The 21,853-nt window shown below is 55.0% G+C and carries 21 protein-coding genes; 9 read left to right on the top strand and 12 right to left on the bottom strand.

The genetic code is table 11. The features are described from left to right. Positions 1 to 54: 54 nt before the first annotated feature. A complete protein-coding gene (locus A3841_RS06870; protein ID WP_073851562.1) occupies positions 55 to 492 on the top strand; it encodes a TPM domain-containing protein in 438 nt (145 codons plus the stop codon). Positions 493 to 500: 8 nt separating this feature from the next. Continuing rightward, positions 501 to 1,274 carry a TPM domain-containing protein gene (locus A3841_RS06865; RefSeq protein WP_073851881.1) on the top strand — a complete coding sequence of 258 codons (774 nt, stop codon included), beginning with the start codon at positions 501 to 503 and terminating at the stop codon, positions 1,272 to 1,274. Between the two features lie 715 nt (positions 1,275 to 1,989). On the opposite strand, the gene A3841_RS20245 is transcribed toward A3841_RS06865, so the two are convergent. Continuing rightward, on the bottom strand, positions 1,990 to 2,130 hold the full coding sequence (locus tag A3841_RS20245) for a hypothetical protein (protein ID WP_170866153.1): 141 nt from the start codon (positions 2,128 to 2,130) through the stop codon (positions 1,990 to 1,992). Positions 2,131 to 2,249: 119 nt separating this feature from the next. Between A3841_RS20245 and A3841_RS06860 the strand changes: the two genes are divergently transcribed. Then, on the top strand, positions 2,250 to 4,865 hold the full coding sequence (locus tag A3841_RS06860; protein ID WP_073851561.1) for an ATP-binding protein: 2,616 nt from the start codon (positions 2,250 to 2,252) through the stop codon (positions 4,863 to 4,865). An 8-nt stretch (positions 4,866 to 4,873) separates the two neighbouring features. On the opposite strand, the gene A3841_RS06855 is transcribed toward A3841_RS06860, so the two are convergent. From A3841_RS06855 to A3841_RS06845, 3 genes are all read right to left on the bottom strand, one after another. Next, complete coding sequence (locus A3841_RS06855; RefSeq protein ID WP_073851560.1) at positions 4,874 to 6,244, bottom strand: sigma-54-dependent transcriptional regulator; 1,371 nt, start codon at positions 6,242 to 6,244, stop codon at positions 4,874 to 4,876. 190 nt (positions 6,245 to 6,434) lie between these two features. Continuing rightward, positions 6,435 to 6,767, bottom strand: coding sequence for a hypothetical protein (locus A3841_RS06850; RefSeq protein WP_073851559.1), 333 nt, complete (start codon positions 6,765 to 6,767; stop codon positions 6,435 to 6,437). A 38-nt stretch (positions 6,768 to 6,805) separates the two neighbouring features. Continuing rightward, complete coding sequence (locus A3841_RS06845; protein ID WP_073851558.1) at positions 6,806 to 7,201, bottom strand: hypothetical protein; 396 nt, start codon at positions 7,199 to 7,201, stop codon at positions 6,806 to 6,808. A 302-nt stretch (positions 7,202 to 7,503) separates the two neighbouring features. On the opposite strand from A3841_RS06845, the gene polA reads away from it, so the two are divergent. Beyond that, positions 7,504 to 10,353 carry a DNA polymerase I gene (polA, locus tag A3841_RS06840; RefSeq protein WP_073851557.1) on the top strand — a complete coding sequence of 950 codons (2,850 nt, stop codon included), beginning with the start codon at positions 7,504 to 7,506 and terminating at the stop codon, positions 10,351 to 10,353. Positions 10,354 to 10,525: 172 nt separating this feature from the next. Here polA and A3841_RS06835 read toward each other — a convergent pair whose 3' ends face one another. The 3 genes from A3841_RS06835 to A3841_RS20485 all read right to left on the bottom strand — a co-directional run bounded on the left by A3841_RS06835 (position 10,526) and on the right by A3841_RS20485 (position 13,405). Beyond that, on the bottom strand, positions 10,526 to 11,860 hold the full coding sequence (locus A3841_RS06835) for an SGNH/GDSL hydrolase family protein (protein WP_073851556.1): 1,335 nt from the start codon (positions 11,858 to 11,860) through the stop codon (positions 10,526 to 10,528). Between the two features lie 15 nt (positions 11,861 to 11,875). Further along, a complete protein-coding gene (locus A3841_RS06830) occupies positions 11,876 to 13,114 on the bottom strand; it encodes an OmpP1/FadL family transporter (RefSeq protein WP_073851555.1) in 1,239 nt (412 codons plus the stop codon). Between the two features lie 135 nt (positions 13,115 to 13,249). Further along, positions 13,250 to 13,405 (bottom strand): hypothetical protein, encoded by a 156-nt coding sequence (locus A3841_RS20485; protein WP_206073067.1) that lies wholly within the window; start codon positions 13,403 to 13,405, stop codon positions 13,250 to 13,252. Positions 13,406 to 13,476: 71 nt separating this feature from the next. Between A3841_RS20485 and A3841_RS06825 the strand changes: the two genes are divergently transcribed. Beyond that, the gene (locus A3841_RS06825; protein ID WP_073851554.1) at positions 13,477 to 14,370 is read left to right on the top strand and encodes an NAD(P)/FAD-dependent oxidoreductase; all 894 of its coding nucleotides are present in this window, start codon (positions 13,477 to 13,479) and stop codon (positions 14,368 to 14,370) included. A gap of 153 nt (positions 14,371 to 14,523) precedes the next feature. On the opposite strand, the gene A3841_RS06820 is transcribed toward A3841_RS06825, so the two are convergent. Further along, the gene (locus A3841_RS06820; protein ID WP_073851553.1) at positions 14,524 to 15,354 is read right to left on the bottom strand and encodes a cyanophycinase; all 831 of its coding nucleotides are present in this window, start codon (positions 15,352 to 15,354) and stop codon (positions 14,524 to 14,526) included. Between the two features lie 534 nt (positions 15,355 to 15,888). Between A3841_RS06820 and A3841_RS20240 the strand changes: the two genes are divergently transcribed. From A3841_RS20240 to A3841_RS20230, 3 genes are read left to right on the top strand one after another with little or no spacing between them, the layout of a single operon-like run. Further along, positions 15,889 to 16,056 (top strand): hypothetical protein, encoded by a 168-nt coding sequence (locus A3841_RS20240; protein ID WP_170866152.1) that lies wholly within the window; start codon positions 15,889 to 15,891, stop codon positions 16,054 to 16,056. Positions 16,057 to 16,114: 58 nt separating this feature from the next. Next, positions 16,115 to 16,279, top strand: coding sequence for a hypothetical protein (locus A3841_RS20235; protein WP_170866151.1), 165 nt, complete (start codon positions 16,115 to 16,117; stop codon positions 16,277 to 16,279). Between the two features lie 31 nt (positions 16,280 to 16,310). Further along, positions 16,311 to 16,478: a hypothetical protein gene (locus tag A3841_RS20230; protein WP_170866150.1), complete on the top strand. Its 168-nt coding sequence runs from the start codon at positions 16,311 to 16,313 to the stop codon at positions 16,476 to 16,478. A gap of 68 nt (positions 16,479 to 16,546) precedes the next feature. Here A3841_RS20230 and A3841_RS06815 read toward each other — a convergent pair whose 3' ends face one another. Both A3841_RS06815 and arfB read right to left on the bottom strand, forming a co-directional pair. After that, on the bottom strand, positions 16,547 to 17,131 hold the full coding sequence (locus tag A3841_RS06815; RefSeq protein WP_235861313.1) for a hypothetical protein: 585 nt from the start codon (positions 17,129 to 17,131) through the stop codon (positions 16,547 to 16,549). A gap of 80 nt (positions 17,132 to 17,211) precedes the next feature. After that, positions 17,212 to 17,625, bottom strand: coding sequence for an alternative ribosome rescue aminoacyl-tRNA hydrolase ArfB (gene arfB, locus A3841_RS06810; protein ID WP_073851551.1), 414 nt, complete (start codon positions 17,623 to 17,625; stop codon positions 17,212 to 17,214). Between the two features lie 193 nt (positions 17,626 to 17,818). Between arfB and A3841_RS06805 the strand changes: the two genes are divergently transcribed. Continuing rightward, positions 17,819 to 18,898: a site-2 protease family protein gene (locus tag A3841_RS06805; RefSeq protein WP_073851550.1), complete on the top strand. Its 1,080-nt coding sequence runs from the start codon at positions 17,819 to 17,821 to the stop codon at positions 18,896 to 18,898. Between the two features lie 62 nt (positions 18,899 to 18,960). Here A3841_RS06805 and A3841_RS06800 read toward each other — a convergent pair whose 3' ends face one another. Both A3841_RS06800 and A3841_RS06795 read right to left on the bottom strand, forming a co-directional pair. Beyond that, complete coding sequence (locus A3841_RS06800; RefSeq protein ID WP_073851549.1) at positions 18,961 to 20,739, bottom strand: hypothetical protein; 1,779 nt, start codon at positions 20,737 to 20,739, stop codon at positions 18,961 to 18,963. Positions 20,740 to 20,748: 9 nt separating this feature from the next. After that, positions 20,749 to 21,249 (bottom strand): DUF1905 domain-containing protein, encoded by a 501-nt coding sequence (locus tag A3841_RS06795; protein ID WP_073851880.1) that lies wholly within the window; start codon positions 21,247 to 21,249, stop codon positions 20,749 to 20,751. Between the last annotated feature and the right edge of the window lie 604 nt (positions 21,250 to 21,853).

Below are 21,853 nucleotides of genomic sequence, written 5' to 3'. Positions count from 1 at the left end.
TGCTGATTGTTTTTTCTGAGCACTAACAACAATTAACTATCAACAATCAAACCTATGCCTAGAGACATCATAACTCCTGCTGATGAGCAGAAGATAATGGCAGCCATACAGGAAGCGGAGCAGCAAACCTCCGGCGAGATACGGGTACACGTGGAGAGCAACTGCGATAAGGATGTGCTGGACCGCGCCACCGAGGTGTTCGCCGAGCTGCACATGCACCAGACCGAGCTGCGCAACGGGGTGCTGTTTTACATCGCCCTGGAGGACCACCAGTTTGCCGTACTCGGCGATGCGGGTATCAACGCCTCGGTGCCGGATCACTTCTGGGAGGACATTACGGCCGAGGTGATAAAGCACTTTAAGTATAAGAAGTATGCCGAAGGGCTGGCGCAGGGCGTACGCATGGCCGGTGAGCAGCTGAAGGCCCACTTCCCCTACGACCGCCAAGGCGATACCAACGAACTAAGCGACGACGTCTCCTTCGGAGAATAAGCATGTCTATGAAGCACTTATCCCTTTCCCTATACTTCTGTTTTCTGAGCCTGGCAGCCTTTGCGCAAAGCAGCGATTTTCCGCCCAAGCCTAACCGCCTGGTGAACGACTACGCCGACATGCTTTCGGCCCAGGAGGAGCAGGCGCTGGAGCAGAAGCTGGTGAACTATGCCGACACCACCTCCACGCAGATCGCAGTGGCGCTGGTTACCTCTATCGGCGGCTATGACCCGAACCAGTATGCCGCCGAGCTGGGCGAGCTGTGGGGCGTGGGCGGCGGCGAGTATGACAACGGCATTATCATACTTGTAGCGAAAGAGGAGCGCACCGTCACCATTCAGACCGGCTACGGACTGGAGGAGTATATTCCGGACGCTATCGCCAAGCGCATTACCGAGCGCACCTTAAAGCCGGCCTTCTCGCAAGGGCAGTTCTACCAGGGCCTCGACCAGGCCACCAGCCTGATCATTGAGTTGGCCAGCGGTGCCTACCAGGCCGATCCATCCCAGCTAGGTGAAGGCGAGGAAGGACCATCGTTGCTGTTCATCATCATACTGGTGATCGTGGTGGTGTTTATACTTTCGCGGATTGGCGGAGGTGGCGGCGGACGTGGCGGCAGACGCTACGCCCGAACTTTCGGCGGCCCTGTCATTATTCCCGGCGGCTTCGGCACCTTCCGCTCCGGCGGCGGCATGTTTGGCGGCGGAGGTGGGGGCGGGGGAGGCTTCGGCGGTTTTGGCGGCGGCGGCTTCGGCGGGGGCGGCGCCAGCAGCAGTTGGTAAAGTACAAAGCAGGATATAAAGTATAACCGGCCAGTGGCAAAGTATAGATTTTGCCACTGGCCGGTTTTTGTTTACTGCCTCTGGCGCAAGCGTCCGCTTGTGCCTTACAAAACCCACCCCTAGCCCCTTATACTTGCTCATGCTGCTGCAAATGTACGAAGCCGCGTTCTGCAGTACCGAATCCAACCACCCCTATCCCTCTCCCGGAACAAGTCCGGGATCCGAGACTTAGCCAAGGAGGGGAACTCTGTAACTACTTTGGCTAAAATATAAGTTTCATAGGCGCTGTCCTCGCGCGGACAGGTCGCGACCTGTCCCTATAAAGTAAAACCCACCCCAACCCCTCCAAGGAGGGGAATTCTGTACTTGCTATACCTTATTGTTATTTCGAGCAGGGCGAGAGATCTAGCTGGAATTCTAAAGAGATCTCTCCCAAAGGTCGAGATGACAGTAAGGCCGTAGCTATCGAATCTGATCCCAGTTTTTCTGTGAGGCGCCTAGGCGAGTTTTTCCGGTGCCGAACGATAGTAAGGCATTGCGAAGTCAGGAGCAAAGGAAAAGCTCCCAGCGGGAAAGAGTTTACCCCGAAGCATTTCGGGGAGCCCTCCCGGGCTGGAGGGAGCCAAAGCCAGAGATGAAACGGTAGGCTCGTAAGCCTGGAGGAACAGCGGTAGCTAAAAAGTATAGCTTGTGTCCAGATGCAGGAGGCAGTGACTCAGGGAAGTATAAATCGGCAAGTATAAAAGTATAGATCGAAGTATAAAGTATAGCTCAAGTATAAAAAGGCACAAGCGGACGTTTGCGCCAGGTAAGTATAAAGTATAAAGTATAAATCGGTAGGTATAAGCCAAACCAAACCTCCTAAAAACCATAAACCCCCCCAAACCGGCACCCTTCTGTAATCATTTCTGTTGTAATGGCGTTATAAGGACCAAAGCCACCTGCTGGCATTGCGAAAAACTGTATTTTAGCTTCATGAAGATATTCGGGGATAGCATTAAAACCAAGGTGGTGGTGGGCTTTACGCTGGCACTGAGCATCGTGGCGGCAGCCATCTACCTCACCTACTCCAGCTTTACCAAACTGCTCGACTCCGTGGAAATGCTCTCGCAGCCAAACCGCAAACTGGTGGAGCTGCAGCAAACCCTTTCCACCATTGCCACCGCCGAGAGCGCCATCCGCGCCTATACCCTCACCACCAACGAGGAGCATTTTAAAGCCTACCTGGGCCACCTCGACACCATCCAAAGCCGCATAGACTCCCTGGAGTACCTGATGCAGGACAGCCCCGGCGAACTGGCGCAGGTAGACTCCATCTCGGTGCTGCTGCAGGAAAAGCACAAGAGCCTGGACCTGTACGTGTCCCTGAAAAAACAGCAGAAAGAGCATACCTACTCTGGCAAAGCCATGCGCCAGATCGCATCCACGGCCAGGCAGAAGCCGCTCTCCACCACTATCCATAAAAGCACCACCACCACCATCTCCGACCGCCTGAACCTGAACGGCACGGACGAGGAGGTAAAAGTGGCACCACCGCCGGTAGAAGAGCCGGAGGACAAAAGGGGCTTCTTCGGAAAGATATTCACCAAAAAGGAAAAACCAACAACCGAGCTCCCGCCGCCGCCAAAGGTTATCATGCCGCAGCTGCAGGTAAAGCAGGAGGTAGAGATAGATACCAGCATAGCCAATGTACCGGTTGCTTCCCTGAACCAGGTGCGCCGCATTCTGCATAACGTACAGCGCGAAGCCGATGAGCAGGCGCGAAAGCTGCAGGCCAGGGAACTGGCCCTGCTGCAGCAGGACAAGCAGGTAATGGACCAGATCCGGGCCATGATGCACGAGATGGAGCGCCACGAGCAGGAGAAGGCCGAGCTCAACTCTGCCGAGGCACGCCAGGTGGCCCAGGAGACATCCACCATTATGCTGGCCATAGGCTTAGTGGGCCTGGGCAGCGGCATTGCGTTTATCCTCCTCATCCTCCGCGACCTTACACGCAGCAACAACTATAAATCAAGGCTGATAAACGCCCAGAAGGAAGCCGTGAAGCTGGCCCGCGCCAAAGAGGCCTTTGTGGCCAACATGAGCCATGAGATGCGCACGCCGCTGAACGTGGTGCTGGGCTTTACGCAGCAATTGCGCCATACCCCGCTGCAACCCGAGCAGGCAGAGCACCTGCAGGCCATCGACGGGGCCGGCCAGCACCTGCTCCACATCGTGAACGACGTGCTGGACCTCTCCAAGATGGAGGCGGGCAAACTGCAGATAAACCATACTTCATTTAGCCTGCGCCAGCTCCTCACACAGGTAGAGCAGGCTTTCGCCCTGAAGGCATCCAGCAAAGACATACAGCTCAGCCTCAGCGTTGACGCCACCATTCCGGATAACCTGAGCGCCGACGCGCTGCGCCTGAAGCAGGTGCTGTTCAACCTCGTGGATAATGCCATCAAGTTTACCCACCAGGGTAAGGTGCATGTGGATGTGCGCCTGCGCAGCCGCCGCCGTAGCCGCGTGGCCTTAAGTATAGCGGTGGCTGATACGGGCATTGGGATACCGCAGGAGCGCCTGCAGCACGTGTTTGGGGAGTTTAACCAAGCCGATGATTCCATCCTCCGCAAGTATGGCGGCACCGGGCTGGGACTGTCGATCAGCAAAAAGCTGGTGGATATGCAGGGCGGCACGCTCTCTGTAAATAGTGCGGCCAACGAGGGAACCACTTTCACCGTCGTACTGCCAATGCAGGTATCGCAGGAGGAAGTACCCGCTGCACAGCCCGAAGCTGCGCCTTTACCGATTTCATTCAGAGGGCTTAAGGCCCTGGTGGTGGATGATGACGCCTACAGCCGCACCCTTTGCAACCTGATCCTGGGTCGTTGGGGCATGCAAGTATACTTGGCCAACGATGGACAGGAGGCGCTGGACCTGGTGCAGCAGCACTCGTTCGACATCGTGCTGACGGATATCCAGCTGCCGGGCATGAGCGGCAAAACCGTGGCCCGCAACATCCGCAAACTCGACAAGCAGGTGCCGATCATCGCGCTCACGGCCAATATCCTGAGCAACGACGCCGGCTTCTTCAGGAACTCCGCCATTACAGGCCACGTGCTCAAGCCGTTTACAGAACAGGAACTGCACCAGAAGATAGCCGAAGCGCTGCCTGATGAGCCTCTGGCGCCGGCAGGGATGGAAAGTCCCGCCACAGAGACGGAAGTTACACCCAAGGCAGCGAGGTTGTATGATTTGAGTGAGATGCGCCTGTTCACGGGGGATGACCACCAGGCATTGGCCGCTGTGCTGGAGGTACTGGTGCAGGACCAGGAACAGAACCTGGAGCAGTTGCGACAAGCGGCTGACGTCCAGAACTGGGAAGCGGCTGGCAACATGGCACACAAGATGCTGACTGCCTTCAAACACATGAAAGCCCATACGGTAACGCCTTACTTAATGCAACTGGAGCAGGTGCTGCACAACGGGCAGCAGGAGGGTATGGTACTACAGCAAGTCGTGGAGGCCGTGCAGCCGCAGGTACAGCAGGTGTTACAAGCGCTGGAGCAAGAGTTGCAAAGTATAAACGAGATGGCTGAGGCCGGCTGAGCCGCTAATTAAATCTCGATGTTATAGAGCTTCAGTTTGTTGTAGAGCGTCTTGCGGTCTATGTTCAGCAGGCGCGCAGCTTTGGACTTGTTATACTTCACGCGCTCCAACATGGCCATGATCATCTCACGCTCGTTGCGCTCATTTATACTTTTAAGGTCGGTTTCCATCGGGTCAACCGCAGAAGTATAGCTTACCGAAGCCTGTTGTGCCGGTGCAGGCGCATAGTTCACGATCTCCTGCGGGAGCTCCTGCAGCGTCACAAACTTAGACTTGGCCAGCAGCACGGCGCGCTTCACCACGTTCTTGAGCTCACGCAGGTTCCCTGGCCAGTTATACTTTAGCAGCGCCTCCTCGGCAGCCACGTCAAACCCCTCCACCTGCTTCTCCAGCTCGTGGTTTGCCTGCTGCAGAAAATGATCCGCGAACAGCACCACATCGCCATCGCGCTCGCGCAGCGCCGGTATGTTGATTTTGAACTCGTTGAGGCGGTGGTATAGATCCTCCCTGAACTGCCCATTGGCCACTGCCTGCACCAGGTCTTCGTTCGTGGCGGCCAGTACGCGCACGTCCACATCCTGGTCGGTGGTGCTACCCAGTTTGCGCACTTTGCGCTCCTGCAGGGCACGCAGCAGCTTTACCTGCACCTCGTAAGGCAGGTTGCCGATCTCATCCAGAAACAGGGTGCCGCCCTCAGCAGCCTCGAACTGGCCTTCCTTGTCTTTCTGGGCGCCCGTAAAGGCTCCTCGCACATACCCGAACAACTCGCTGCCCGCCAGTTCCTTCGACAGTGCGCCGCAGTCTATGGCAACGAAGGGCTTGTTGTGGCGCTTGCTCTGCTGGTGTATCATGCGGGCCACGTACTCTTTGCCCGTGCCGCTCTCCCCTTCAATAATCACAGAAAGGTTGGTAGGGGCCACCAGCGAGATAAACTCCTCAATCTGCTCGGCCTGCGCACTCTGGCCACGCACAAACTGCAGGCTACCGGCCTGAATGGCGGCCTCTTGCTTTGGCTCTGCTTTCTTAGCCAAGGCGTTTTTAATGACCAGCAGTGTCTCGTCGGGGTTGATGGGCTTGGTGATGTACTCAAAGGCCCCCATTTTAATCGCTCTTACCGCCGTGCGGATGTCAGCATAGGTCGTCATCAGGATAACGGGCACCTCCTGCGTCAGCACGCGTATCTGCGTGAGCAGCTCCAGGCCGTCCTTATCCGGCAACCGGAAGTCCGTCAGGATCAGATCGAAGCTTTGGGCCTTTAACTGCCGAAGCCCATCGTTTGCGGTGTAAGCAGTGGCTACCTCATACTGCTGGCGCTGCAAAAAGCCCCTCAGCATCAGGCAGAAAGCTGGATCGTCATCAATCAGAAGTATTTTAGGCATAGTTGGAATCTCCGTGTTACTACCCGCCGGGTGATGCAGGAAGCTATTAGGTAACGATTTTACCCCCCTTTATGTTCTACCCGGCCGATAATCTGCCAATATAACTCCTTTTTCGGTGGACTTAAAACAGGACAGCCCCCGTCTCGCAACGGGGGCTGTCCTGTAGATTATATATAGTGTTTGTGGCTTACTAGCTTTCTATCTTCTTGCCAGTCTCGTCGAAGCGAACCACAACCGGCTGCTCTTCGCCGTTAACAAACTGTACCTCGTAGGTAGCCGGGGCTCCTTCTTCGGCACCCTGTACCTTGTAGGTCTCGCCCAGTGTCAGGCCCTGGTACTCCTCACCTGTTGTGATGGCCTTCTTCACGGCATCCGGGAGTTCATCGGGGGCGACTTTCTGCTTACCGTTCTGTGCCTGCTCCTGTTGGGCAGGCTGCTGGGCATTTTCAGTGGCTACTTCCTGCGCCTGGGCTGTAAAACCAACCAGGGCAAAGGCAAATGCTAATACGCTTATCTTTTTCATAATTATGAGTTTCTAGGGTTAATAAATAATGGAAAGGGTTACTCTTTTACTTCTCCTGCCGCCTCAGCTGCCGCAGCCTGTGCTACCGGCTTTCCGGTCTCATCGAAACGGGCTACCGCTTTCTTCTGCTCAGCGTTCGTGAAGAAGATTTCGTACGTAGACTTGGCTTCAGCACCGGCTGCCGCGTCTGGGGCTACTTTGTATACTTCACTTACCTGCCAGTCTTTCAGGGCGTCGTTCTGCAGCGCCTGCTTCACGCCCTCAGGCAGCTCCTCTTGCGTGATCTGCTGCTTGTTAGCATCCTGCTGTGGCTGCACCTGCTCTGACTGTGGTGACTGCTGGGTAGAAGGGTTGGTTTGTGTTTGTGCTGTTGCTTCAGTTGATATAAGTCCGAATGCCGCGAAGGCAAACGCTAGTACAGTTACTTTTTTCATGGTGTTAGTTCAGTTTATAAATTCGTTCTGTTCTGCCATTCCCTTATGAGATAACTGTGCCAGAAACCCCAAACACCCGCAAGCATCTGATTATCAATACCAATTCATGCTTAAAAATTTTATTCCCGGATTTGTTGTTTTGCTGATATTTTCTACAGTTTGTAGAGAAGCGCCCGCAGGCTGTATCGTAACAGGGGCAGTGGCGGGCCAGGCTAACCCGCCGGGTAGGGTTAAAGTATAAACCTGCAGGCGCGGCCCACGGCTGTGCCACGCATTAGCCCGAAATTGACTAAATTAGCCCCATGAGCGAACCACGAAAGAAACTTTTCCTGCTAGATGCCCTGGCATTGATCTACCGCGCACACTTTGCCTTCAGCAAGAACCCGCGCATCAACTCAAAAGGAATGAACACAGGCGCCGCCCTTGGCTTTACCAACACACTGGTAGAGGTCCTGCAGAAGGAGCAGCCCACCCACATTGGTGTCGCCTTCGACTCGGCCGCCAAAACCTTCCGCCACGACAGCTTCGCCGACTATAAAGCCAACCGGCAGGCCATGCCAGAAGACATCTCGCTGGCAATACCTTACTGCAAGAAGATCGTGGAGGCCTTTAACATTCCGGTACTCATCAAGGACGGCTACGAGGCCGACGACATCATCGGGACGCTGGCGCAGAAGGCTGAGAAGGCCGGTTTTGATGTGTACATGATGACGCCCGACAAGGACTACTGCCAGCTGGTAACGGACAATATCTTCCTTTACAAGCCGGCCTTTATGGGCAACGCCATTGAAGTATGGGATGTGCAGAAGGTACTGGATAAGTGGGAGATAGAGCGCGTGGAGCAGGTGATTGACATACTTGGCCTGCAGGGCGATGCCGTGGACAACATACCGGGCATACCGGGTATCGGCGAGAAGACGGCTAAAAGCCTCATCCAGCGCTTTGGCACCGTGGAGAACCTGCTGGCCAACACCGACCAACTAAAGGGCAAGCAGAAAGAGAACGTGGAGAAATTCGCCGACCAGGGCATGATGTCGAAAGAGCTGGCGACCATTCATTGCGATGTGCCGGTTGCCTTTAACGAGGAGGGCCTGCATTACGACGGCCCGAACGACGAGCAGATAGCCGAGCTGTTTGCCGAGCTGGAGTTCCGGCAGCTGACGCAGCGCGTGCTGGGCAAAAGCCTGGGCGAAACGGCTGTTGCCGCGCCTGCGGCAGCCAAGGCCGGCAGAAGAGGCAAGGCCGCGGCGGCTAACCAGACCTCGCTTTTCGGTGCCCCCGCCCCTGCGGCAGAGGCAGGGGTGGCAGCGGACACCATCCCGGCCTCCATGCAAAGTATAAAAACCACGCTGCACGACTATCACCTCATCAACACGCCGGAGCTGCGCCAAAGCCTGATTCAGTACCTTTTAAAGCAGGAGGAGATTTCCTGGGATACCGAGACCACGGGCATAGATCCGATCACGGCCAGGCTGGTGGGCATGTCGTTCTGCTACCGCCCCGGCGAGGCCTACTACGTGCCGGTGCCGCCTGATGATGTAAAGGAGGCGCAAAGTATAATCGACGACTTCAGGACAGTGCTGGAGAACCCGAACATCTCCAAGATCGGGCAGAACATCAAGTATGACATCCTGGTGCTGAAGAAGTATAAGGTAGAGGTGCAGGGGCCGATATTTGATACGATGCTGGCGCATTACCTGCTGGAGCCCGAGATGCGCCACAACATGGACGTGCTGGCTGAGACGTATCTCAACTACAGCCCGGTGCCCATCACCGACCTGATCGGCCTAAGGGGCAAGAACCAGAAAACCATGGCTGACCTGGAGCCGGAGGAGGTAGCGGACTATGCCTGCGAGGATGCTGACGTAACGCTGCGCCTGAAGCTATACTTTGAGCCACTGCTGCAGGAGCAGGGCCTGATGAAGCTCTTCCGGGATGTGGAGAACCCGCTGGTGCAGGTGCTGGCCGACGTGGAAAACGAGGGCGTAAGTATAGACTCCGGGGCGCTGGCCGATTTCTCCACGCAGCTCGAGAGCGAGATCATCACCATAGAGAAACGCATTTTCGAGATTGCCGGAACGCAGTTCAACATCGGGTCGCCCAAACAGCTGGGCGAGATCCTGTTCGACAGGCTGGAGCTGCACGGCAAGTCCAAGATCAAGAAAACTAAGACCGGGCAGCACGCCACCGGCGAGGAAATCCTGTCGAAACTGGCGGGCGAGCATGAGATCGTCCGGCTGATCCTGGATCACCGCCAGCTCACGAAGCTGAAATCCACTTACATCGATGCGCTGCCGCAGCTGGTGTGCGAACTGGATGGCCGCGTGCATACTTCCTTCAACCAGGCGGTGACGGCTACCGGCCGCCTGAGCTCCACTAACCCGAACCTGCAGAACATCCCGATCCGGACGGAGCGCGGGCGCGAGATCCGAAAGGCCTTTGTGGCCCGCGACAGCAAGCACCAGATCATCTCGGCCGACTACTCGCAGATAGAGTTGCGCATCATGGCCGACTTCAGCGGTGACCCGACCATGAAAGAGGCTTTCAAGAACGGGCTGGACATCCACGCCTCCACGGCCAGCAAGGTGTTTCATGTGCCGCTGGAGCAGGTGGATAGCGAGATGCGCCGCAAGGCCAAAACTGTGAACTTCGGCATCATCTATGGCATTTCGGCTTTTGGCCTGGCAGAGCGCCTGGGCATTGCGCGCCGCGAGGCCGCCGATATCATTGAGGCCTACTTCCACGAGTTCCCGGCCGTGAAGGAGTACATGGATACCACTATCGAGAAAGCGCGTGAGCTGGAGTACGCCGAAACGCTTCTGGGCCGCCGCCGCTACCTCCGCGACATTAACTCGCGCAACCAAACCATCCGCGCCTTTGCCGAACGCAACGCCATCAACGCGCCTATCCAGGGTACCGCCGCCGATATCATCAAGATCGCGATGATCAACATACACGATTACCTGCGCCAGGAGAAGCTGCAAACCCGCATGATCCTGCAGGTGCATGACGAACTTTTGTTCGATGCCCCAAAAGAGGAGATCGAGATCGTGACGCCAAAGATCGTGGAGCTGATGACTAACGCTCTGCCGCTGAGCGTGCCTATGGAAGTTGGCCTTGGCGTTGGCGACAATTGGCTGGAAGCGCATTAAGGATCAGGATCTGATAGGATTGTTGGATGAATAGGATGTTCTGCAGTATAAAGCAACTGCACTAGTTGCCCTACTCCTACCGTGCATTTGAACATGCTAATCCTGATTCAGACAAACAAAAAAGCACCTCCTTTGGGAGGTGCTTTTTTGTTGATTTATACTTTCAGGAAGCTTACTTACCTGGGAATTGGATAGCGCGGTACTGTGTTACGTCTACCGTAGGGACATTAGCTTTATATGTTGAGTTAATCGTTTTGATAAGCTCGTTGGCAACAATGGCATACCCCCTCGGAGTTGGATGGATGCCGTCCAGCGAGAACAGGTTCCCCGTCACAAATACCGGAGCATAAGTAACCTCATCAAGCTTAAAGCCTCCTTTGATAGATTCGAAAAAGGCATTGGCATCCCACATTGCAAGCCCCTTATCCTTAGCGGTAGCTCTTATTATGTCGTTGAAAGCTACGGTATGCTCCATAATTTCCTTCACCTCTGTCTCATCCAGGAAAAACTTATCCGGGAGCGGTTTCTTAGAGCCATAGCCTCTCGCAGCAATGGAGTCCAAGGCCGTTAAAAGCACATATTCTGTTGATTTAATCTGTCGAACACGTGCTGGAACGGAAGGATCGCTTACTACTAACGGGTTAGGGCCTACCTTAAATGTGATCCCCAGGGCGCCACTACCATAAGCAGCATTCAGCGAGTCTGCCTGCCCCTGCCTTGTAAGCGCTAGAGCATTATAAGGCACAGTTGTGAAGAAGGGGACTGCTGTTACATTAGGGATAGTGATCAGCACACCTTTGGCATCATTGGCTGTAAGCGTAGCAACCATGTTCTTATAGATATTGCCAAACATAGCTGGATCAGTCAAGTTGCTCAACGGACTTGCTGGAGCTCCTCCGTCTGTAGCATAGCCGAGCACATCATTATTGCCAAGCCACATGGTAAAGAAAGTGGGATTTGACTCCGCCACTTCCTGGAAGTAAGGCTTTGTTCCAACTTCTGCCGGCTCTAAAAGTCGCTCATAATAGGGGTTAATAGCCCCATACTCTTTCATGGCACTTGTTAAAACTGAGATGCCAGGCACGCCCAGGTTTTGTACGGGCTGAGTGTACTTTGTAAGAGCAGGCCCTCCAGGCAATGTAGTTCCTTCTCGTACGGCTGCACCTGGCACTGGCTTGATAACTGGTCTTCCGTTTATAAAGTCCGCAAATGTGAGGTACCCACTACCGCTTGCCTGGCTTTCTTCGAAGAGAGGTTGCGTAAATTCTCCACCACCTACAAGCTTGAATTGCTGTGCAAGTATAGCCGGATATGAATTAAGTTGAGCCTCACGATAAAGGCCCCGATCTTGATAGCCTGCAGTCAGAGAGTTACCTACAGCCACGTACTTTTCAAGATTTATATCCCCCTTCGATGGCGCGGTGCCATCAATCTCCGGGTCGCAGCTTGTAAGTAGTACGCCGGCAAAAAGCGCCAGCATACCGGATTTATACATAAAGTTTTTCATGTGCTTCAGAAGAAATTAGAATGAGAAGTTGAGACCAACACCAGGGATGTAGGCGATTGACTTGAACGTGCCGCCAATACCGTTAGACTTGTTAGCCAGGTCGGTGCGCTCTTTCTTGTTGATGTACAGGAAAGAGGCATCAAGGCTGATATTGTCGGAGATGGTATAGCCCAGGCCAACGGAAAGGCCGCGCGAATCGGCATCCGGCGTTTCCGGGGTCAGATAGCCATCCTGCACAGGCGTTTTATCGAGGTAAGCACCGCCACGAAGGGCAAGGGCATCTGTAACCATATACTCAGCACCTATACGGTAGATAAAGGCATCCTCGTAGTTACGCTCGTTCACGGAGGAGGTATTGCCCGCAACAGGCTTGGTAAAGTCGAACTGCAGGCGTTCGTAGGCACTCCAGGACACACGGCTTATGTCTGCGGCCAATGTCAGCCTTTCGGTCGGTGTAAAGCCTACACCAAAGCTAAGCGTGGCAGGCATGGGCAGGGAAGCGGAGAACTGTGTGCCTGGCTGGAAGTTACCTGAGGCGGCCGCAGGTATGTTAGAGAAGGTCACGTCGCCATTCTCCAGTTCCATCTTTACTTCGGAGCGGTAGTTCAGGCCCAGCGACAGCTTATCGGAAGGTTTAAAGAAGATACCAGCGTTAAAGCCAAAGGCCGTGTTCGCGCCACCGTCCAGTTCAATCTTTCCTTCCTGGCCATTCTGGCCCTGCACCGGAAGCGTTTTCTGCAGGTTTACGCTGCCAAAAGCCAACACCAGGCCGGCACCCACACCTAATTTATCTGTAATCTGGTAGCTAAGGGTAGGCTGCACAAAAATAGCCTGCAGCGAGAGTTCGTTCAGACCAAAGCGGCCCGGCCACTCATCACCCCACCTTACCGTACTACCGAAAGGGGTGTACACCCCGATACCCGCCTTCAGCTTATCATTTATGCCGTATACCGCATACACCTGGAAGGGTGTCTTTACGGGGTTGTCCACCTCTGCCTCCGCGGTGCCCGGCTCCAGTGCCCTATACGCAATTTTAGAAACCAGTGCACTTGCCCCAATCGTTACCCCATTCTCCTGCAGGTAGCTCATGGCACCCGGGTTAAAGAAGATGCTGGATGTGCCTGTCTGGATACCGGTACCGGTGTGGCCCATGCCTATCTGCCGCTGGCTGGCCAGGTTCACCTGATAGCCGCCCGCCATGGCTGACGCCGAAAGAAGCGTGCCACCTAGTAAGGCTAAAATTCTGCTTTTCATAAAGTCTAAATTATTTAATGTAGGGTGATAATTGCTCTAAACAAATATATGTTTATTCCATCGGCTCACAATGCTTTTTCAAATATTTTTAAGAATGGGTCGAAAAGCAAGTATGGCCATGCCAGTCGTGTGGATCTACCGCTGTTCAGCCCACTTTCCATCACACCCAAAGTATAAATCCGTACCTGCCGCGGCCATACTTTCAAAGGCATCCAGCTTCAGCGAAGTATAAACTGGCAAATGCTTGCCGCCACTGCCAACAGGCGGGGCGGCCGCGGAGAAGTATAACATTATCCCGCCACAGGCACTATCTTATTTGGCTGCCCTGCGTTTAAGAAACTCCTGAACTGAAAACGAACAAGATGTACGATGTAATCATAATAGGCGGCGGACCGGCAGGGCTGAATGCTGCCATGTTGCTGGGCCGCTCGCGGCGCAAGGTGGTGGTGTTTGATAGTGGTGAGCCCCGCAACCGCTGGTCGCAGAGCATGAACGGCTTTTTGTCGAGCGATGGCATGAACCCGCGCGACTTTATACAGAAGGGCCGGGCCGAACTGGCAAAGTATGCGGTGGAGCTGGTGGATGTGGTGGTAGAAAGCGCCACCTATACCAAAGGCGAGTTTGTGGTAAACGATGTGGACGGAAATGTGTACCGCTCACGCAAGCTGCTGCTGGCCACAGGCCTGAAAGACAAACTGCCCGAGCTGGAGGGGGTGGAGGAACTCTACGGCAAAAGCGTACACCACTGCCCTTACTGCGACGGCTGGGAAAGCCGCGACAAGGCCATTGCCGTCTATGGCCGGGAGCGCAAAGGCATAGGCCAGGCCCTGGCCATGAAGAACTGGAGCGACGACGTAACCCTTTACACCGACGGCACCGACAGCCTGCGCCGCGACGACCTGGAGCTGCTGGAGCGAAACGGGGTGAAGGTGCAGAAGGAAAAGATCATGCGGCTGGAGGGCAAGAATGGCATGTTGCAGTACATTGTGCTAAGCAACGGCGAGAAGCGTCCGCAGCAGGCTATGTTCTTTTCGTTGGGTGCTAAGCAGCAATCAGACCTGGGTGAGCAGTTGGGCTGTGAGTTTACCAACAAAGGCGTGATCAAGACCAGAAGACTACAGCACTCCAACATACCGGGCCTGTTTGTGGCCGGCGACGCCGCCCGCGACATGCAGATGGTCATCGTTGCCGCCGCTGAAGGCGCCAAAGCCGGCGTAGCCATTAACATGGAGCTGCAACAGGAGGACAGGAAGTGATGGGAGTTTAGGAGTTAGAGAGTTAGAGAGTTTGGGAGTTAGAAAGTATGGGAGCTGGGAATGGTGAAGAGGTATCGCTCCGAATAAGCAACTCTCCTTTTTTGCGAAACGCTCTTCTGAGGCTATACCAACTATACAGCTAAACCTCCCTTGCTACACAACCTCCTCGCTCGGCTCCTGCGGCACGGCCTGGAAGAGGCGCTCGCGCAGGCAGTAGCGATAGCCATGCACCAGCAGGTGCATCTTCAGGTTCTCCACGGCGATAGGTTCGTTCTCGCTCACCTCGTTGGTGTTGGAGAACCGGATCTCGCTGGCATCTATGATCGTGACCACGCCCGGCCCGAATACCTCCACCTGGTCGCCTTCCTTGATGATGATACCCGTCTCCTCGCTCAGCCCGATGCCTATGTACTCGGGGTCGTGAGCGACGGCGTGCGCCAGGCGGCCAAAACGGCCCCGCTCGGCAAAGTGGGTATCAATGTACACATGCTTGATGAAGGAACAGCCCTCGGTAGTCTTCATTTCGCCTTTTATGAGCGAGTAGTGGCCGTAGCCGTCGTAGATCATGCTGTCGGACATGATGGCGGCGCCGGCGCTGGTGCCCGAGATGATGATGTTCTCGGTGCGGTAGCGGTGGCGCATGAGCCGCAGCAGCTCGGTGCCGTTCAGGAAACTGGCCAGCCGCACCTGGTCGCCGCCGGTAAAAAACACCACATCGGCCTGGCGGATGCGCTCCAGGTGCTCGGGCGTGTCGGCAGGGTTCTGCTCGTCTATATGCATAAAGTGGGCATTGGTGCAGCCCAGTTCCTCAAATGCCTCCTTATAAGCCTTGCCCGAGTTTATGGCATCCAAAACCCGGGGTGTAGCCGAGGCTATCACCTCTACGCGGGAGCTCAGGCTGCACACCTCCGACCTGATGAGCCTGATCAGGCCCTCGTCATCCCCTCCTCCCAACGCTATCAATGTTCCTTTTACTGGCCCCATAGGTACTTTTACACTTAAACTGCCTTCTTATACTATAGAAATTAGCAGGAGGTTGATTTGTTTCGGCTGTCTTTGCCGCACCCGGCACCTATAGCACTGATTTACAGCCTAAAAACAAGCGCGGCGCGTATGTGGCCGTGATTTATACTTGCGGCCCGGCGCTGCCGCGGCTCCCGCCCCTCGCCTTGGTAGATCCGAAGCATCTGTTGGAGGGTTTATACTTCCGGGTCATCTGCCTGAGGCAGAAAGCCTGTCCTGCTCTCTATCAGCCAGGCAGGGGCTGCGGGAGAGGCTAAAAAACTGTCCGGTGGCGTACAGCAAAGTGTTCGACAGCGGACAGTTTTTATACTTTATAATACAGGATTTAAAGTGTAATCATCTGTTACATAGCCAGTTATGCAGTTTGGCACATAACATGTAATACCCCAATCAGAAATAAAAATATTTATAGCAGCCCAAGCAACCATATGCCTCCAGCCGCTATCTATTAAGTCAGAAATGGTAAAGAAACTAAAACAATTAATACCTACTACTATGAAAATCGTAATCGTAATCCTCGCATTAATGACTGGCATGGGAGCCTCCATCAAAAAGTCGGCTGAAGAAATGGAGCAGGCACAGAAGCGCCTCGAGCTGAACGAGTACAGGCACTACCCAAACCTGCTGCCAGAGGTGGAAATCGTCGCTCCGGCGCTGAAGTAAGGCTCCGCCATCAACCAGCACCCAACCTATACTTTAACTACCTAACCTAAATAAAACCATGAAAATCGTAATCCTAATCTTCGTTATCCTGCTGGCTGTTGGCGCCACCATCAAGAAATCTGTCAGCGAAACCAAAGAAATCAGTGAGCGCCTGGAGCTGAACGAGTATAAGTCGCACCCCAACCTGCTGCCTGTGGTAGAGGTGGTGGCCAACCGCGCCTAAGTCCGGACGAATCAGCAAAAGAAACGAAACTATGAAAATCCTGTTCCTGATCGTCGCCATACTTGTGAGCCTCTACCTTGCCGGCAGAGATATCTTACGGCCCATGACGGATTCCCCGGCCCAGGTGGCTGCGCGCCAGCAGCTGCTCGCCGCTGCTACCCCTGCACCAGCCTCAGCCTATACTTACACCATAGGCTGAGGCCTCTGGTTCTCCCCTCCCATTATAAAGTATAAGTATGCGCAGGCGCTAAAGGCATAGGCGTCCGGCTACTGGTTGTCCTTTTTCTTGAAGATATCGAGGATGCGGGGTTGCTGCTGCTGCTGCTCCTGTTCGCGGTTCTTCCTTCTTCTGTCATCGTCATCGGCTTTCCTGCCAAAGGGCCACAGCTTCTTTTTCTCCTTTTTCTCCTTCACGATAACATAGCGTATCGAGACGCCGGAGGAAAGGTGCACCCAGTCGTCGTGGTTGATGTGCACGGCCGGCTTCACGTCGGCGGAGAGCAGGAACGGCAGCCCGTTGACCTTGTACTCCACCCCCAGAATGGCGTCTACGCCCGTGAAAACGCCGCTGTCCTTCAGGTTACCGATGTGCCCGCCCGCACCCAGGTAATAGTTAAAGCGCTTGCCCAGGATGGGGCGGTGCCACTCGTAGAGCACGGTGCCGCTGTATTCGCGCGAGCCTACCTGCACTATACCTTCCAGGGTGCCCCGCTCGTGCAGCTTCTGTTGCAGGCTTACGCCAAAGCGGTCGCTCTCCAGGCGCACGCCGGCCGCTGTTCTATACTTCTGGGCCTGGGCGGCCATACTTAGTCCGCACACAAAAATCATCAACAAGAGTAATCTCTTCATCATAAATAAGGGTGAAAAATTCTGATGCCGCAAATATCTTACCTAACGCAGCGGGAGCAGGGGTATTGCCACAGCGGTTGCTGCTAGAAGTCGCCCCGGAAGCCGCGGCTCGCCTTTTTGTCGGCCTGCTTTTTCTTGCCCTCCAGGCGGCGGCGCACACTGGAGCGGGTGGGTTTGGTGGCTTTGCGCTTTTTTTGCCGGGTGAGCGCCTGCCGCAGCAACTCGTAAAAGCGCTGCACGCACAGTTCCTTGTTCTGCAGCTGGCTGCGCTCGGTCTGGCACACCACCTGCAGGTAACCCTCGCTGTTGATGCGGTTGCCCAACTTCTCCTGCACCAGCGCCTTCTCCTCCTCAGTCAGCAACTCGGAGCTTTCCACCTGAAACCGCAGCTCTACCTTGGTGTTCACCTTGTTCACGTTCTGCCCGCCGGCCCCGCCGCTCCGCGATGCCTGAAACAGCAGTTCCCGCTCCAACCCTCTCTCTTTTAAGTTTGCCATTTCCTCCGGATTTATACTTTGTAACCTGTGCGGCGTTTACGGGCAGCAGCGGCTAAAGCTACGCATCCGTTCCCAAAAGTATGAAAAAACATGCGTGGCACCTCGGTTTATACTTCGGGGCGGGCCAGGGGAGCTGCGTAAACATTCGGCTGGCGTGCTGCGTTAATTGACTGAGAACTAAAGTATAAAGCCGATGAAATGGTCGCTGAACCTGGGCAGGGTGGCAGGTATAAAAATACTGGTGCACTGGACGTTCGTGCTCTTGCTGGGGTGGGTGGCCCTTACCGAGGCGCAGCGCGGCAGCGACGTGCCAACGATATTGCTGGCCATCGGGTTTATACTTGCCGTGTTCCTCTGCGTGGTGCTGCACGAGCTGGGCCACGCCCTCACGGCCAAGCACTATGGCATCAACACCAAAATGATCACGCTGCTGCCCATCGGGGGCGTGGCCAGCCTGGAGAAAATGCCGGAGAAGCCCAAGCAGGAGCTGCTTGTGGCCGTGGCCGGACCGGCCGTTAACGTGGTGATTGCGCTGCTGCTGTGGCTGGTGCTGCCCTCGCTGCAGGACGTGCCCACCGAGGAGTTTTTCCTGCGCATCACGCCGGGCAACTTCCTTTACCTGCTGCTTTTTGTGAACGTGGTGCTGGTGCTGTTCAACGCCATTCCCGCCTTCCCGATGGATGGGGGGCGCGTGCTGCGGGCGCTGCTGGCCTTTAAGCTGGGGCGTGTGCGGGCCACGCAGATCGCGGCCAACCTGGGGCAGTTGCTGGCCATCTTCTTTATTTTTATCGGCTTTTTCTACAACCCGTTCCTTATCCTGATTGGGGCCTTCGTGTTCTTTGGCGCTTACTCGGAGAACATGGTGGTGCAGCACCTCGATTTTCTGCGGGGCCACAGCGTGCGCGAGGGCATGATGACCAATTTCGTAACCTTAGCCCCTTCCGATACCGTGCGCGATGCCCTGAACAAACTGCTGACCGGCTCGGAGCATGAGTTTATTGTGGAGCAGGAGGGCGTGGTGGTGGGCACCCTGACGCGTTCCCAATTGATACAGGCTGTGAAGGAAGAGCAGATGGACACCCTGGTAAGCAAGGTGATGTCGGCGGAGGTGAGGACCTTTAGCGTACAGGACAAGCTCTCCGACGCCTATACCGAGCTACAGAAAACCCGCGTGCCCCTTTACCCCGTGCTCGAGAACGGTCGCCTGGCCGGCGTTATCAACACCGATAACATCAACGAGTTCATCATGATCAAGTCGGCACTGACGCAGTAGTAGTAGTCGTTGATAGTTATTCGTTATTAGCCCCAAAATGTGGCTGCAGCATTGCTATCGGCCTAAAACTTCTCCTCCAGCCATAGAAACCCGCTGCTCAAAGCAAACAGCACAAAGAACCAGATCAGCGGCAACGGCTCTTCTTTATAGGCCACAGCAACTTCGATAGAATTTATACTTTGCTGGGCGATAAAGGCCTGTGTAGCTGCGCGGCGGGTAGCTATACTTTCGAACGCCCAATCCGAGGTATCCTGCACAAGGAAGAAGTAAGGCGCAGCGTCGGCAGTTTCCACTTTGTACCAGCCGCTGTGGCGGGGCCAGAACGTTCCGCTATACTTTTCAGGTTGATAGAGGTGCTGCGCCAGCGGCAGAGTTATACTTGTAGTGTCGGTTATACTTGTAACAGAAGCTGTGGGCACTGTAATGCCATCCGAAGTATAATCGGTGAAGGTAAGTATAACCGGCTTGCCGGGCTGCGGCACCTGCGGCTTTTCGAGTTGCCAGAACTTTTCTTTTACCTGCTCTTTGGCGATGGCCGATAACAGGGAAGTCCAGTAGCTGGCGTATACATCGCGTTTGCCCTCCAGTTGCCACGGGAAAGTTTGCGGCACCAGGCTGAGGGCTACTTTTCCCCAGCCGGCACGTTTTGCTCCTGCCAGTACCTGATCCCCCTGCTCAGCTACTAAACTGGTTGTAGCCTCACTGTTATTCAAAGTATAAGGGGCAGCGTTTATACTTGCCGCTGCCTCAGCCCAGGTGGCGCGGGTGATGCGGGTATCCTGTTGCGAGACTCGCTTGCTCCTGAAATCGGTAAAGAAAGCCGTACTGCGGTTGGTGACAGGGGCAGCGGCAATCGTCAGCACGCCTAGCCCATCCTCCGACACAGCTTTTTGCAGGGCATTTCTTTCGGCGGCACTCATTTGTTGCAGCGCCTGGGGCTCGGTAATCACCACATCAAAGGCTTGCAGCAATTTAGGCGTGATGCGGCTAAGGTCGGTGCGGGGCGTGTTGAGCCACTCGCTCTGGCTCAGGTCTTTGCTGATGGTAGTGCGCAGGGCCACCCGGTGCTGCAGCTCCGCCAGGTGGTTTTTCAGGAATTTGAATTCGAAGTTAGGGGAGGAGGCCAAGAGCAACACGCCCAGTTCCTGCGGTGCGTTTACCTGCAGCGGGACCTGCCCCAGCGTATCGGTGTTAGCCAGCAACGTATAAGTATAGCGGCCTTGTACTTTGGGAATATAGTGGAGGCGGAACGTATGGGTACTATCGGCAGAAAGTTCTACCGAGTCCTGTGCCTTGCCAGCTGCGTGCAGGTATAGCTTTATACTTTCTGCTCCGGATTCATACTTGCCAGCCACTTCCACGGCCTCGCCCAATTTTATACTTTGGGGCCAGCTCACAGACTGAACCCCGGGCGGGGCGGGCGTAAGATGGGGCTGCAGCTGCAGGTGCTTTAGTTGCTCCAGTTCCTCGGCTGCTAACCCATAGCCCAGCAAATGCACTGTCTGCAGTCCCGGTTGCCGTTGCTGCAGTTCTACTAAGGTGTGTATGGCCTCACCCTTCTCCGCAGCGGTTTTATAAGTATAGACTGTAGGTTTTGCTTCCAGCTTTTGCAGCAGGTCCGATAACGTATCCGCCTCAAACCCATCGGTTAAAAGTATAGCCGTGCCGGGGCTGATGGCCTGCTGCATTACGGGCGGAAACACCAGCAGCACCAGGCTCAGGCCGGCCACGGCGCTGGCCAGCAGCCGCCACGTCAGCCGTTGCCGGTTTGGTCGGCGCCAGGCCAGCCACAGGAGCAGCAGGACCACGGGTATCGCTATAAGCCAGGTTAATTGCATCATATGTGTTCTTTAGCGCGGGGGCAGGCCCAGCATGGCCCGGAAATTCTCCTTGCCCTCCGGCAGCTTTTTCAGGTTCTCAATTAAAGTAATGGCCCGGTCCACGCGCAGCTGCGGGCTCTTCACCGCCGACACATGGTGGAGCATGTAGCGTTGCATGCCGGGTTTGAGCAGCAGAAAGCGCCTGTTGCCTTCCTCATCCTGCTGCAGCAGCTCCTCTATTTCAGCAGGTACTTCGGTACCGTACACGCTATCGTCTTTCTCCAGCATCACTGTTACCTCGTCGTGCAACTTTACTCCCAGCTGCTGCATGCGTTTTTTGCTGATGCTGATGTAGGCCCTGCCTTCGCCCAGTGCCATCAAACCGCACTGAAATTTCAGTTGGCCGTTGACGGTGCAGATCAGGCGGATGTTAAGCGTGCCCAAGGCCTGCACCACGTCCTGCGGCACTTCCAGGTAGTGCATGCCGGGGAGGTGTTGGAGTAAGCCGATATGGGTTCGGAACTGAATCATACTTTTATCATCGTTTCTTTGCTTCTCTCCTGGCGCAAGCATCTGATTGTTATTTTTACCTTTTCTCTGGCGCAAGTCTTCAGACTTGTGTCCTGCTATGAGGTCAAGTTTACAACTTGACTGGCTCGCAGAGCCATACTTTATACCTGAATTATACTTCCATAGCTACCGCTTCCTTCCACCGGAACTAAGTTATACTTGATAGTTGCTGCTGATCCATAGCCTTACAACCTTAATTGTTTCATTCCTGACTTTGGCTCCCTCCAGGCCGGGAGGCCTCGCCTTCGGGCATCGCGCTGGGAGCTTTTCCTTTGCTCCTGCGTCGCAATGCCCTCCGGGCACCGGAAAAACTCGCATAGGCGCTCTTTGTCGAGGGCCCCTACCCCCACCCAAAGGCTGGAATCAGATTCGATAGCCACAGCTGACGGAGCTTGAACCAAAGTCCCCCTTTGAAGGGGGCAGGGGGATGTTTCTACAACATACCTGCTATAACACTTATACTTCAGCACTAGTAACTACAGGCTCCCCGCCTTAAATAAGGAGGGGTCAGGGGTGGTTGGACCCGGCACTGCCAAACTTTCTAACTTCCCAACTCTCAAACTCT

Source organism: Pontibacter flavimaris (assembly GCF_001907195.1).
GTDB lineage: Bacteria > Bacteroidota > Bacteroidia > Cytophagales > Hymenobacteraceae > Pontibacter > Pontibacter flavimaris.
Note: the sequence above shows the minus strand (reverse complement) of the source record. Positions and strands in the feature narration are given on the sequence as shown.

Bases quoted from the DNA above. Each gene is read 5' to 3' on its own strand.
- A3841_RS06870 (WP_073851562.1), top strand. From the start codon at position 55: ATGCCTAGAGACATCATAACTCCTGCTGATGAGCAGAAGATAATGGCA.
- A3841_RS06865 (WP_073851881.1), top strand. From the start codon at position 501: ATGAAGCACTTATCCCTTTCCCTATACTTCTGTTTTCTGAGCCTGGCA.
- A3841_RS06860 (WP_073851561.1), top strand. From the start codon at position 2,250: ATGAAGATATTCGGGGATAGCATTAAAACCAAGGTGGTGGTGGGCTTT.
- A3841_RS06855 (WP_073851560.1), bottom strand. From the start codon at position 6,244: ATGCCTAAAATACTTCTGATTGATGACGATCCAGCTTTCTGCCTGATG.
- A3841_RS06850 (WP_073851559.1), bottom strand. From the start codon at position 6,767: ATGAAAAAGATAAGCGTATTAGCATTTGCCTTTGCCCTGGTTGGTTTT.
- A3841_RS06845 (WP_073851558.1), bottom strand. From the start codon at position 7,201: ATGAAAAAAGTAACTGTACTAGCGTTTGCCTTCGCGGCATTCGGACTT.
- polA (WP_073851557.1), top strand. From the start codon at position 7,504: ATGAGCGAACCACGAAAGAAACTTTTCCTGCTAGATGCCCTGGCATTG.
- A3841_RS06835 (WP_073851556.1), bottom strand. From the start codon at position 11,860: ATGAAAAACTTTATGTATAAATCCGGTATGCTGGCGCTTTTTGCCGGC.
- A3841_RS06830 (WP_073851555.1), bottom strand. From the start codon at position 13,114: ATGAAAAGCAGAATTTTAGCCTTACTAGGTGGCACGCTTCTTTCGGCG.
- A3841_RS20485 (WP_206073067.1), bottom strand. From the start codon at position 13,405: ATGTTATACTTCTCCGCGGCCGCCCCGCCTGTTGGCAGTGGCGGCAAG.
- A3841_RS06825 (WP_073851554.1), top strand. From the start codon at position 13,477: ATGTACGATGTAATCATAATAGGCGGCGGACCGGCAGGGCTGAATGCT.
- A3841_RS06820 (WP_073851553.1), bottom strand. From the start codon at position 15,354: ATGGGGCCAGTAAAAGGAACATTGATAGCGTTGGGAGGAGGGGATGAC.
- A3841_RS20240 (WP_170866152.1), top strand. From the start codon at position 15,889: ATGAAAATCGTAATCGTAATCCTCGCATTAATGACTGGCATGGGAGCC.
- A3841_RS20235 (WP_170866151.1), top strand. From the start codon at position 16,115: ATGAAAATCGTAATCCTAATCTTCGTTATCCTGCTGGCTGTTGGCGCC.
- A3841_RS20230 (WP_170866150.1), top strand. From the start codon at position 16,311: ATGAAAATCCTGTTCCTGATCGTCGCCATACTTGTGAGCCTCTACCTT.
- A3841_RS06815 (WP_235861313.1), bottom strand. From the start codon at position 17,131: ATGATGAAGAGATTACTCTTGTTGATGATTTTTGTGTGCGGACTAAGT.
- arfB (WP_073851551.1), bottom strand. From the start codon at position 17,625: ATGGCAAACTTAAAAGAGAGAGGGTTGGAGCGGGAACTGCTGTTTCAG.
- A3841_RS06805 (WP_073851550.1), top strand. From the start codon at position 17,819: ATGAAATGGTCGCTGAACCTGGGCAGGGTGGCAGGTATAAAAATACTG.
- A3841_RS06800 (WP_073851549.1), bottom strand. From the start codon at position 20,739: ATGATGCAATTAACCTGGCTTATAGCGATACCCGTGGTCCTGCTGCTC.
- A3841_RS06795 (WP_073851880.1), bottom strand. From the start codon at position 21,249: ATGATTCAGTTCCGAACCCATATCGGCTTACTCCAACACCTCCCCGGC.